We start from the raw sequence: 12,247 nt of genomic DNA on the forward strand, positions 1-12,247 counted from the left end.
TACATCTGTAATTCTATAGATGATAGGAATAATTTCAAGGGGTGGGATTACTTCGGGGTGCCCGCTGCCGCGGGATCGCCGACAAGGTCGGCTCCCACACGGTCCCGGCTGGCCCGGCTTGCTCGGCTGGTGTGGCCGGCTGGGGTCAGCGCAGGTCGAGCAGGTGGCCGATGTCGCGCAGGGCCTTGAAACGCCGGACCAGGTTCAGCGGTTTCCGTTTCAGCAGCCCGAAGTCGCCGCGGAGGAATTCGTCGACGGCATCGAGCACGCGTTCGCTGGAGTGGCCGTCGCGATATGGGTGGATGTCGTCACCATGCGCACGTAGGGCGGCCATCAGTTCGGGCGGATGCGATAGCGCGCGGTCGATCGCGCCGTCGACATCGGCCGCTGTCGGCACGTCGAGCATGAAGGGCTGTGGCACGCGGTTGGCGATGGTGACCACCGGCTTCCCCATGACCGCGAACTCGTGCACCACCGAGGACGTATCGCAAACGAGCACGTCCGCCGCCCTTTCCATGTCCACGAGACGTTCCGAGGTGAAGAAGCGGGCATTCGGCGCTTCCAGGGCACGGTACGCGGCGAACACTTCCCCGGGACACTTCGGATGCAAGGTGAGCAACCACTGCCGGTCGCCACGCGCGATCATGTCGCGCAGCGGCTCGACCATCGCGGGCGCGCTGCTCAGGCGGTGGCTGAAGGTCGAGGCGTACATGACGACCGGACGGCCGTCCGAAGGCATGTCGAGCGCGGCTGCCGACGCGGGCCCGAACAACGGATCGAGCTTGGGCCAGCCCGTTTCCCGCACGGCGAAGTAGCCGTGTTCCCGCGCAAGCTCCTCGAAAGGAAGCGTGGTCGACGGACCCTGCGTGACATAGAGATCGAAGAAACCGCGAATGGCGAAGTGACCACGATCCGGCTCGCGCTTCTGCGCGTTGAAGCCATGGAACACCTGCACCTTGATCCCGGGCAAGGCGGGCGAAACCCAGTTGGCCGCGCAATACACGGCTTCCGGATTCAGCGCCCTCGCCTCACGCAGGCTGCGCACGCGGCGTTCGTCCATCGCAAGCTCCGCCGCGACCGCCGCCGGCACCACCCAGCCCACCTCCACGCCGCGAGCCTGTGCCGCCGCGGCCAACGGGCGCAGGATCGGCAACGCATAGGTTTCGGTGGCGAACATCAGGCACGCGCTCAAGGCCGGCACTCCACGCTGGACGACGTGGCATTATGACGGCTCGATACCCGACACCGCACCCCGATGACCCGACGCCCCCTTTCCCTTTGCGTGATCACCCAGAACGAGGCCGATCGCATCGGGGACTGCCTGGCCTCCGCCGCGCCTTTCTGCGACGACCTCGTCGTGGTCGACGGCGGATCCACCGACGACACCGTCGCCATCGCGCGCGATGCGGGGGCGCGGGTGATCTCGCGGCCATTCGACGGTTTCCGCAGCCAGAAGGCGTTCGCGGTGGCCCAGGCCACGAACGACTGGGTACTCTGCCTCGATGCGGACGAACGCGTCGGGGCCGAGTTGAGGGCCGCGATCGAGAAAGCATGTGACGAGGGATTTCGCGGCGCGGCAGGCTTTCGCTTCTATCGCCGCAACGATTTCTTCGGCCGCTTCATGCGCCACGGCAACGCGGGAGCCGACAAGGTCCTGCGCCTGTTCGATCGCCGCCAGGGCGGCTGGCGCGGCCCGCGAGAGATTCACGAATCGGTGAGTGTCGACGGCGAGGTGCGGATGTTGCCCGGTTTCCTCGACCATTACCCGTATCGCTCGCTTTCGGAATGGATGGCCAAGCAGGAGCGCTACGCGCACATGATGGCCACCGAGGAATTCGCCGCCGGCAAGCGCGCCACGCTCGCCCAGATCATCGTGAGCCCGATGTGGCGGTTCTTTCGTGGCTACGTGCTGCGCGCGGGCTTCCTCGACGGTTGGCGCGGCATCGTTTATGCCCTGCTCCGCGTGGAATACGTGCGGCGCAAGTACGTGAAGCTCTGGCTACTGCAGCACGGCCAGAAGGCCTGAACGGCTCAGAGGCGAAGCAGGCGCGCCGCGTTCTCCACGATGTCCGAGGCAATCGCGGTCGCCGGGCCCTCGCGCGCCATGATGGCGGATTGCCCCGCCCATAACGGCTGAAAGTCGCCGCTGCCGCACGCTTCGGCGATCTTGCGTAACGGCGCCAGCGGCCCGCCCGCCAGCGGGAATGGCAAGGCGTCGTCGGACAAGGGACCCACTTCGCGCATGATCCGGTTGATCACGCCGCGCGCGGGCCGTCCGGTGAGCACATTGGTGATCGCCGTGTTGTCGTCGCGTGCGGTACGCAAGGCCTGGCGATGCACGTCCACACTGGTGGCCTCGTCTGCAAGCAGAAACGCGCTCCCCACCTGCACGGCCGACGCACCCAGGCAAAGCGCCGCGGCCATGCCACGTCCATCGGCGATGCCACCGGCCGCGATCACGGGGATGGTCAAGGCGTCGACCAGTTGCGGCACGAGGGCCATGGTGCCCGGCTGGGCCGACATGTCGTCGGTGAGGAAGTTGCCGCGATGGCCGCCGGCCTCGTAGCCCTGCGCGATGACCGCGTCGCAGCCGCGCTGCTCCAGCCAGCGGCCCTCGGCCACCGTGGTCGCCGAGGAAAACACCACCGATCCGATCGCTTTCACCCGTGCCAGCAGGCGTTCCTCCGGCAGCCCGAAATGAAAGCTCACCACTTCCGGACGCAACGCCTCGACCATGGCGCACATCGCCTCGTCGAACGGTGCGCGGCCACCGGCGGCAGGCAGGTCGCCCGCATCGATGCCGAACTCGTCGAAGTACGGCGCGAGCCGCGCCAGCCAGCGCGCCATGGCCTCGGCATCCGGCGTGATGGGCCGGTGCGCGAAGAAGTTGAGGTTGATCGGCGCTGTGACCGCGTCACGGTACGCCTCGACCTCCGCGGTCGCTTTCTCCACGCTGATCGAGGAACAAGGGATGGCGCCGAGCCCACCGGCCTGCGCCACGGCGATGGCCAGCGCGGACAGGCCGGACCCCGCCATCGGTGCCAGCAGGAGGGGCTGGTCGATCGACAGGAGGTCGAGGATACGGCGGTCGGTCCAGGCAGGCACGGGGAAGCTCGCGAGCGACAGGTACTTCGTGATTATAGCTCCCCGTTCGTCACCGCAGGCCCGCCTTTCGTCCCTGAGTCCGCGGTTTTCCTCACTTCGTGAGCGACACGCCCCCGGCGTGGCGTCAAGCTCGGTCCATCCCAACGGACGCCGGCGCGTCCTCCACGAGGCTCCTTCCATGGATCGACGCACCGTTCTCAAGACCGCCCTCGTCCTGCCGCTGCTTCCCTATGCCCTGAAGCTGGACGCCTTCACCGCGGCGCGCGCAGCCACCCGCATGCGGCCAGGCGCGGCGGGTTGGCCGACACAGGCGCAATGGCAGGCCTTGAGCCGTCAGGTCGGAGGACGTCTGTCCGTGCCTCGTTCGCCCTTCCTCGCCGATGCGGCCACCCGCGCCGAAGCCGTCGCCCAGCTGACGAACCCCTTCTACATCGGCGACCAGGTGGCGCTCACCCAGACCAGCGGCTACTTCGGCGCCTGGACGTCACGGCCGAGCGCTTACGCCCTGACCGCCGAGAGCGCGGAAGACATCGCCGCCGCCGTGAAATTCGCCCATGAGCATGGTGTCCGCCTCGTCGTGAAAGGCGGCGGTCACAGCTATCAAGGCACCTCCTGCGCCGCCGACTCGCTCCTGGTCTGGACGCGGAAGATGAACCACGTGCAGATGCACGATGCCTTCGTCCCCAGTGGCGCGGCGCCTGATACACGTCCCATGCCGGCGGTCAGCGTGGGCGCGGGCGCGATGTGGATCGACGCCTATGGCGAAGTGACCACCCGGGGTGGCCGCTATGTGCAGGGTGGTGGCTGCACCACCGTCGGCGTCGCGGGCCTGGTGACCGGTGGGGGATTCGGCAGCTTCTCGAAGCGCTACGGCACCGCCGCGTCGAACCTGCTGGAAGCCGAGGTGGTCACCGCGGACGGCGAGATCCGCGTGGTGAACGCCCACCGTGAACCCGAACTCTTCTGGGCCATCAAGGGCGGCGGCGGTGGGTGTGCCGGCGTCGTCACGCGGTTGACCTTGCGCACGCACGACTTGCCCGACACCGTCGGCGCGGTATTCGGCGAGATCCAGGCCGACTCCGAGGAAGCCTATCGTGCGCTCGCGTCGGAGACCTTGCGCTTCTATCACGATGCCTTGTGCAACCCGCACTGGGGCGAGCAGATCGGTTTCCGCGGCCAACGCCGGATGTCGGTGACGATGGTCTTCCAGGGCCTGGACCGGGCAGCCGCCGAAGCCGCCTGGGCGCCTTTCGTCGCCTGGGTAAAGCAGCGCCCCGCGTACGCGTTCCGCAAACCGCTCCAGGTGGTCGCCATGCCGGCACGCCACTACTGGGACGTGGATTTCTTCCGCGAGCACGCACCCGACGTGGTCGTCGCCGACGCACGCGAGGGCGCGCCGCGCGACCACATCCTCTGGAAAGGCGACCAGGCGCAGGTGGGCTGGTACATCCATGGCTATGCGTCGGCGTGGATGCCATCGCGGTTTCTCGGCGATGGCGAGCGGGATACGTTGGCCGCGGCGATATGCGAGGCCGCCAGCAAGATGGACGTGGGCCTGCACTTCAACAAGGGTCTCTTCGGCGCTCCGCCCGAAGCCCTTGCCGCAAGCCGTGACACGGCGACGAATCCCGCCGTCCTCGATGCCTTCGCCCTTGCGATCATCGGCAACGGCGGCGACCCGGTCTATGAAGGACTGCCGGGTGCGCAGGTCGACGAGATCCGCGCGAAAGACGGGGCGGAGCGCGTGAAAGCCGCCTATGCGCGGCTCACGAAGACCGTCACGAACGCCGGATCATACGTTTCGGAAAGCGATTACTTCCAGAAGGACTGGCAACGCGCCTTCTGGGGCGGCAACTACGCGCGCCTCGCCGCGGCAAAGCGCCGTTACGATCCCGACCGCCTGTTCCTCGTTCATCACGGCGTCGGCAGCGAGGGCACCGACGCATGAGCGCCGCCCGGGTCAGGCCACGGGCGGCAACTTGTCGATGAACTTGTCCAGCGTCACGGGATAGTCGCGCACGCGAACACCAGTCGCGTTGTACACCGCATTGGCGACGGCCGCCGCGACCCCGCATATGCCAAGCTCGCCGACCCCCTTGGCCTTCATCGGCGAGGACATGGGATCGGTCTCGTCGAGGAAGATCACGTCCTGGTGAGGGATGTCGGCATGCACGGGCACTTCGTATCCGGCAAGGTCGTGGTTGACGAAGAAGCCCAGCCGCCGGTCCACCACCAGTTCTTCCATCAGGGCCGCGCCGACACCCATCGTCATCGCTCCGATCACCTGGCTGCGCGCCGACTTCGGGTTGAGGATGCGCCCGGCGGCGCACACGGCCAGCATGCGGCCGACACGGATCTCTCCGGTCGCCGAATCGACCCGCGCCTCGACGAAGTGCGCGCCGAATGTCGATTGCTGGTAGCGCTTTCCGAGGTCGCCGTATTCCATGCTGTCCTCGGCCACCACGTCGCCGTCCGCCGCGGCCTGCGCGATCGGCAGGCTGCGTTGTCCCACGGCCACCTTGCCGTCCTCGAAGTTGGCGGCGTTCGGGTCAAGCCCCAACTTCTGCGCGACGGCCTCGCGCAACTTCACGCACGCGGCGTAGACACCCGCGGTCGAACTGTTGCCACCCCACTGACCACCCGAGCCCGACGAGACGGGGAACGTCGAATCACCGAGACGCACATCGATGCGGTCGAGCGGCAGGCCCATCATTTCGGCGGCGGTCTGCGCGATGATCGTGTAGCTGCCGGTGCCGATGTCGGTCATGTCGGTTTCCACCGTGACACGGCCGTTGCGATCCAGTCGCACGCGGGCGCCGGATTTCATCACGAGGTTGTTGCGGAACGCAGCCGCCACGCCCATGCCTACGAGCCAACGCCCGTCGCGTCGCGTCGCGGGCCGCGTGGGACGCCGTTCCCAGCCGAAGCGCTTCGCCCCCGTGCGAAGGCACTCGATCAGCCGGCGCTGCGAGAACGGACGGTCCGGCTTTTCCGGATCGACCTGGGTGTCGTTGAGGATGCGGAACTCGACCGGGTCCATGCCGAGTTTCTCGGCCATCTCGTCGATAGCGATCTCCAGCGCCATCAGGCCGGACGCCTCGCCAGGCGCGCGCATGGCGTTGCCTTCAGGAAGATCGAGCACGGCGAGGCGGGTGGCCGTCATGCGGTTGGCGCCGGCGTAGAGCAGGCGGGTCTGTTGCACGGCGGTTTCCGGATCGCCGCCGGGCAGGTCGCCCGACCAGCTTTCATGTCCGATGGCCTGGATCTTTCCGTCTTTCGACGTACCGATGCGGATGCGCTGGATCGTCGCGGGGCGGTGCGTCGTGTTGTTGATCATGAAGGGGCGCGGCAACGCCACTGCCACCGGTCGTTTGGCGGCGCGTGCGCCGAGCGCCGCGAGCAACGCGTCGGACCGGACGAACAACTTGCCGCCGAAGCCGCCGCCGATGTACGGCGAGATCAGCCGGACGTTCTCCTTCGGAATGCCCAACGTGAGGGCGACGTCGCCGCGCCCCCAGTCGATCATCTGGTTCGACGTCCACAACGTGAGCTTGTCGCCTTCCCACGCCGCGATGGAGGCATGCGGCTCCATCATCGCGTGCGAGTGGTCTGGCGTGGTGTATGTGGCGTCGAGTTTCACGGCCGAGGCCGCGAAGCCCGCGGCGAAGTCGCCCACGGACGTATCCGACTTTCCTCGTTCCGGTTTGGTCGCGCTGTCCTTCGCCGCCGCGAGGTCGAACTTGCCGGGTGTGCGGGCGTAATCCACGCGCACGAGCTGTGCCGCGGCGCGTGCCTGCTCGAAGGTCTCCGCGACCACCACCGCGACCGCCTGGTGGTAATGCTCGATCTCGGGGCCACCGAGCAAGGTCGCCGTGTTGAATTTGCCCTTCCCGAGCTTGCCCGCGGTTTTCGCGGTGACGATCGCCAGCACGCCCGGCGCGCGCTGCGCACGGGTCAGATCGATCGAGGCGATGCGGCCCTTGGCGATGGACGAGCCGACGACATAACCGTAAGCATGATGGGGAACGGCTTCGTGCTGTTCGTACGCGTAGCGCGCCGTGCCCGTGGTCTTGAATGGCCCGTCGATGCGATCCACCGGCTGGCCGACGACCTTCAGGCGGTCGATCGGGTTGGTGGTGGCGGGAGTGTCGAATTTCATGCCTTCGTCTCCTTGGCTTCGGCGAGGCTCGCCGCGATGGACCGCTCGACCAATGTGACCTTGAAGGCGTTGCCTTCGGTGGGCTGCGCACCGGCGAGCAGCCGTGCCGCAATCGCCTTGGCTCCTTTCGGCAGTTCGGCTTCGGCCGCCTCCACCCGCCATGGCTTGTGTGCCACGCCACCGAGGGCCACGCGGCCGCCGCCATCGGGTTGCACGATCATGGCCACCGATACCAGGGCGAAGGCGTACGAGGCGCGGTCGCGAACCTTGTGATAGAGCTGCGTGCCACCGACAGGCTTCGGCAAGGTGACGGCGGTGATCAGTTCTCCCGGCACGAGCACGTTCTCGATGTGTGGCGTATTGCCGGGCAGCGTGTGGAAATCGGCAATGGGGATGCGGCGCGTGCCGCCATCCGGCCGCACCGTTTCCACCGTGGCGTCGAGCGCCCGCATGGCCACGGCCATGTCGCTCGGATGCACGGCGATGCACGACTTGCTCGCGCCCACGATCGCGTGCTGCCGGCTGAAGCCGCCGATCGCCGCGCAACCGCTGCCGGGCAACCGCTTGTTGCACGCCTGATTGGTGTCGTAGAAGTAGGGGCAACGCGTGCGCTGGAGCAGGTTGCCGCCCGTGGTGGCCTTGTTGCGCAACTGGCCGGAGGCGCCCGCGAGCAAGGCACGCGAGAGTAACGGGTAGTCACGCCTGATCCTCGCGTCCGCGGCCAGGTCGGTGTTGCGGACCATGGCGCCGAGTCGCAGTCCGCCCTCGTCGGTCGGTTCTATCTTGCCGAGCTCCAGTCCGTTGACGTCGATCAGGTGGGCCGGCTCCTCGATCCCGGACTTCATCAGGTCGAGGAGGTTCGTGCCGCCGGCGATGAATTTCGCCCCGGGAACACGCACCGCCGCGGACGCGGCGGCAGCCGGGGATTCGGCACGCTCGTAAGTAAACGGCTTCATGCCTTCACCCCTGCCACTTCGGCGATCGCTTCCTGGATATTCGAGTACGCGCCACAGCGACAGATGTTCCCGCTCATCCGTTCGCGCAATTCCAGGGGAGTCGTCCGGGCCTTGGCGGTCAGGTCGGTCGTGGCATGGCTGGGAATGTCGTCGCGGATCTCATCGAGGACCGCCACCGCCGAACAAATCTGCCCGGGCGTGCAATAGCCGCACTGGTAACCATCGTGCTTGATGAAAGCGGCCTGCATCGGATGAAGGCGCGCGGGCGTGCCGAGGCCCTCGATGGTGGTGATCCTGGCGCCCTGGTGCATCACCGCCAGGGTGAGGCAACTGTTGATGCGGCGGCCATCGACGATCACGGTGCAGGCACCGCACTGGCCGTGATCGCAGCCTTTCTTCGTGCCGGTGAGATGCATGTGCTCGCGCAAGGCGTCGAGCAGGGTCGTCCTCGTATCGAGGTCCAGTGTCTGCGGGTTGCCGTTGACCTCCATGGCGACCTTGGCGGTGACGGGCGGTTGCGCGGCGTCCCTCGTGGCGGGGGCGGCGACGAGTCCGGGCACGGCGAGGGCCGTTGCCGAGACCGCTCCCATTTTCAGGACATCGCGGCGCGTGAATTTCCAATCGTTCGACGGGTCCATGAGTCGATCCTCAGCGCTGTTGGGTTTTGCCTGGACAGGCGGCCGGAGCTTGCTAGCCGAGGGTAGGCCATTCACGGCCGCGATTGTAGATCTCCCAATCGGCAAGATCTCATATCGACAATTCATGAATGAGCTCGCCGAGGTAGGCGCCCTCACGACGGACTTCGTCCATCGGTATGGGAACGCCGCCCGGCGGATCATGCTCGACGAAAAGATGTTCGATGCCCGCCTTTCGCGCGGCCCGCAGGATTGGCGGGTACGGCACGATTCCCTGCCCCAGTTCGACGATGTCACCGGCGGCATTGAAGTCCTTGATGTGGGCGGACAGATAGCGCTTCGGGTGACGGGTGAAATACGAGACGGGGTCGGCGCCCGCCTTGCTCATCCAGCCGCAATCGGCTTGAAAATGCACCAGGCGCGGATCGCTTTCAGCGAGCAGGATGTCGTATCCGCCGCCACCGGATGAGAATTTTCGGAACTCGAAGTCGTGGTTGTGATACGCATAACGAAGATCCGCCTTTTTCGCCGCTTCGCCGATCCTGTTCGCGCGCTCTGCGACACGCTTGAAGTCGTCGGCCGTGAGCACACTGAAATCGACGTGCTTTTCGCCGGCCGAAGGAGAGAGCACCGAACTGACGACCTGGTTCACGCCGAGGCGATGCGCCGTGTCGAACAGTTTCGCCGCATCGCGTTCGCCCGAGAAATCCAGATGGACGCTGCGGAGCGTCATACCAGCCTCGTCAACGCGGCGGCGCAGGGTCTCCGGCGGGAGGTTCGCGTAGCTGATGGCTTCCAGTTCCCTGTAGCCGAAGCTGGCGAGCTTGGCCAGCACGGCGGCCGTGTCGGTGACGACCGCATCACCCAGGGTGTACAGCTGGAACCCCACGGAGTGTCTCGCCGGGCGTTCGTTCCGCACGTCAGCGAGCAAGGGCATGCCTGTTCCCAGCGCGGCTAGTGCAAGGGTGGTATTGCGCAGGAAGGTGCGACGGCTTTTCAACATGCATCCGGCCTCCCTCGGGCTCACTCTTCTATGTCGAGCCAGCGTCGGCTGGCCGCCGAAGCCACGACGCGATCGGTGATTCGGGCCGCACGAAGGCCATCGTCGAAGGTGGGAAGGCCATCGGGCCGCTCGCCCCTTATCGCCGCATACGTATCGGCGACGAAGGCTTCGAAGCATTGGGCGTAACCCTGCGCATGCCCGGCCGGCAACACCGCCAGGCGACGTTGCTCCGCACTGCCCGCCGACGGATCGCGCACGAAACACATCGAATGATCCGCATACCCGAGCCACAGGCGCTCGCTGTCTTCCTGGTCGAAGCTCATACTCGCCCTGGAACCATCCAGTTCGAACCACAGACGGTTCTTCCGGCCCGGCGACACCTGACTGACCGTGACATTCGCCAGCACGCCTTCGCTGGTGCGGAACATCGCCGCCGCCACGTCCTCGCTGGATACCGCGTCCATGGCACCGCCGCTCGCCGCCACGGTGAAACTCTGTCGTGAGGATGCCGCGCGTTCGGGAACCACGGTGGCGAACATGGCGCTCACTTCCGCGAAGCGCTGGCCTCCGACCCACTCCACCAGATCGCACCAATGCGATCCGATATCGGCGAAGACGCGCGACGGGCCTCCTTGCCGTGGATCGACCCGCCAGTTGTTCGCACCGGCGTCCATGAGCCAGTCCTGCAAGTAGCTGCCGTGGATCAAGCGGAGTGGCCCCAACTCCCCGGCGGCGATGCGGGCACGCGCTTCGCGGACCACGGGGTGATACCGATAGACGAAAGGCACGGTGGCGACCAGGCCGGTCCGGCGCGCCGTCTCCGCGAGCGCCTCCGCATCGTCGATGCTGGTCGCCAGCGGCTTTTCGCACACGACATGCTTGCCCGCCCCGAGTGCGGCCTGCGCGTAGGGTTTGTGCAGGGCGTTGGGCGTGCACACGTGCACCACCTGAACCTGGGGGTCGGCGATCACCTCGTCGATACCGGCATAAGCACGCGGCAGGTTCCATGCATCGGCCACTTCCCTGGAACGCTCCGGCGTCGAAGCGCAGACACCACGCACCTCGGCGCCCGCCAGCATCGCGGCACGTCGATGGACCGCGCCGATCATCCCCGCACCGACGATGGCGATGTTCAACCGTGGCATGTGCTTTTCCCTCATAACGGCTCCGCGGCGGCGGCGCGCGCACTACGTTCCTTGAACAGGAACAGGAAGACCAGCAGGACGACGAAGGCGATGCTGGCCGGCACCATCCAGATACTGCGCCAGTCATGTACGCCATCCACCGTGAAGCGATCGACGACGAACCCGGAAAGGTAGGTTCCGATCAGCATGCCGACGCCATACGTGGCCAGGGTGATGAATCCCTGCGCGCCGCTGCGGAACCGCGGTCCGGCGTGGGCGTCGGTGTAGATCTGCCCGGTGACGAAGAAGAAGTCGTAGCAGATGCCGTGCAGGATGATGCCGCCGACCAGCAAGGCGTACCCGGCGTTCACGTCGCCATAGGCGAACAGCACGTAGCGGGCCACCCAGGCCGCCATGCCGAGCGCGAGCATCTTCTTCACACCGAGCCGGGTGAAGAAGAAAGGCATCGCCAGCATCAATACGACCTCGGACGCCTGGCCCAGCGATTGCAGGCCGGCGGCGCCGCGTACGCCGAGGTCGTTCAAGAACGGGTTGGTGAAGTTGTAATAGAACGACAGCGGGATACAGATCGCCACCGATGCCAGGAAGAAGACCAGGTACGACCGGCTCTTCAGCAGGCGCAACGAGTCGAGGCCCAGGATGTCGCTCATGGACACGTTGGCGCCCCGCTTGAGCGGCGGCGTGTCCGGCAAGGTGAAGGCGTAGAGGCCGAGCAGCAGCGAGGCCATGGCGGCCATGCGGAACGTCCATTCGAGCCGGTGCGCATGCTCCCAGCCCAGCCACGCGATCAGCACGCCAGCCACGATCCAGCCGACGCTGCCGGCGACGCGCACAGGCGGAAACTGTTTCTCCGGGTTTTCCATGTGGCGCATGGCCACGCTGTTGACGAGTGCCAGCGTGGGCATGAACAACACCATGTACACCATGATCAAGGTGAGGAACGCCGGGAATGTCGCCGCCTGCGATGCCCACCAGAGCAAGGCGGCTCCCGCGATCTGGAGGACGCCGAGGATGCGTTGCGCGGCGAAGTACCGGTCAGCGATCAGACCGACCACGAAGGGCGCGATGATGGCGCCGATGGACTGGCTGAGGAAGGCAGCCGCGACCTGCGAGCCATCGGCATGGAGCGGCCCCTGGCCCAGATACGTGCCGAGGGTGACGAACCACGCGCCCCATATGAAGAACTCCAGGAACATCATCGAACCCAGGCGGAGCAGCATCGGTCGCATAGTGTCTTCCTCGAT

The 12,247-nt window shown here is 66.5% G+C and carries 10 protein-coding genes; 2 read left to right on the plus strand and 8 right to left on the minus strand.

Translation table 11 applies throughout. The annotated features are described in order from the left end of the window. Positions 1-145: 145 nt before the first annotated feature. Positions 146-1,177, minus strand: coding sequence for a CDP-glycerol glycerophosphotransferase family protein (locus QFZ41_RS09645; RefSeq protein ID WP_429200213.1), 1,032 nt, complete (start codon positions 1,175-1,177; stop codon positions 146-148). A 78-nt stretch (positions 1,178-1,255) separates the two neighbouring features. Here QFZ41_RS09645 and QFZ41_RS09650 point away from each other — a divergent pair, with 78 nt between their 5' ends. After that, entirely contained in the window at positions 1,256-2,026 is a 771-nt protein-coding gene (locus QFZ41_RS09650) for a glycosyltransferase family 2 protein (RefSeq protein WP_429198563.1), read from the plus strand. A 5-nt stretch (positions 2,027-2,031) separates the two neighbouring features. On the opposite strand, the gene QFZ41_RS09655 is transcribed toward QFZ41_RS09650, so the two are convergent. Then, positions 2,032-3,105: an NAD(P)H-dependent flavin oxidoreductase gene (locus QFZ41_RS09655; protein ID WP_429198564.1), complete on the minus strand. Its 1,074-nt coding sequence runs from the start codon at positions 3,103-3,105 to the stop codon at positions 2,032-2,034. Positions 3,106-3,283: 178 nt separating this feature from the next. On the opposite strand from QFZ41_RS09655, the gene QFZ41_RS09660 reads away from it, so the two are divergent. Next, a complete protein-coding gene (locus QFZ41_RS09660; protein ID WP_429198565.1) occupies positions 3,284-5,053 on the plus strand; it encodes an FAD-dependent oxidoreductase in 1,770 nt (589 codons plus the stop codon). Positions 5,054-5,065: 12 nt separating this feature from the next. Here the strand turns inward: QFZ41_RS09660 and paoC are convergent, their stop codons facing one another. The 6 genes from paoC to QFZ41_RS09690 form a co-directional block, all read right to left on the minus strand. Then, positions 5,066-7,264 (minus strand): aldehyde oxidoreductase molybdenum-binding subunit PaoC, encoded by a 2,199-nt coding sequence (gene paoC, locus QFZ41_RS09665; protein ID WP_429198566.1) that lies wholly within the window; start codon positions 7,262-7,264, stop codon positions 5,066-5,068. Continuing rightward, positions 7,261-8,220, minus strand: coding sequence for an FAD binding domain-containing protein (locus tag QFZ41_RS09670; protein ID WP_429198567.1), 960 nt, complete (start codon positions 8,218-8,220; stop codon positions 7,261-7,263). Before QFZ41_RS09670 ends, paoC begins: the two co-directional genes overlap by 4 nt. Further along, entirely contained in the window at positions 8,217-8,858 is a 642-nt protein-coding gene (gene paoA, locus QFZ41_RS09675; protein WP_429198568.1) for an aldehyde dehydrogenase iron-sulfur subunit PaoA, read from the minus strand. The genes QFZ41_RS09670 and paoA overlap by 4 nt, the downstream gene beginning before the upstream one ends. A 109-nt stretch (positions 8,859-8,967) precedes the next feature. Beyond that, positions 8,968-9,858, minus strand: coding sequence for a sugar phosphate isomerase/epimerase family protein (locus tag QFZ41_RS09680; protein WP_429198569.1), 891 nt, complete (start codon positions 9,856-9,858; stop codon positions 8,968-8,970). A gap of 20 nt (positions 9,859-9,878) precedes the next feature. Further along, positions 9,879-11,003: a Gfo/Idh/MocA family protein gene (locus QFZ41_RS09685; protein WP_429198570.1), complete on the minus strand. Its 1,125-nt coding sequence runs from the start codon at positions 11,001-11,003 to the stop codon at positions 9,879-9,881. 11 nt (positions 11,004-11,014) lie between these two features. Further along, positions 11,015-12,232: a nucleoside permease gene (locus QFZ41_RS09690; protein WP_429198571.1), complete on the minus strand. Its 1,218-nt coding sequence runs from the start codon at positions 12,230-12,232 to the stop codon at positions 11,015-11,017. Positions 12,233-12,247 lie beyond the last annotated feature (15 nt).

It is taken from the genome of Luteibacter sp. W1I16, from assembly GCF_050434905.1.
Classification (GTDB): domain Bacteria; phylum Pseudomonadota; class Gammaproteobacteria; order Xanthomonadales; family Rhodanobacteraceae; genus Luteibacter.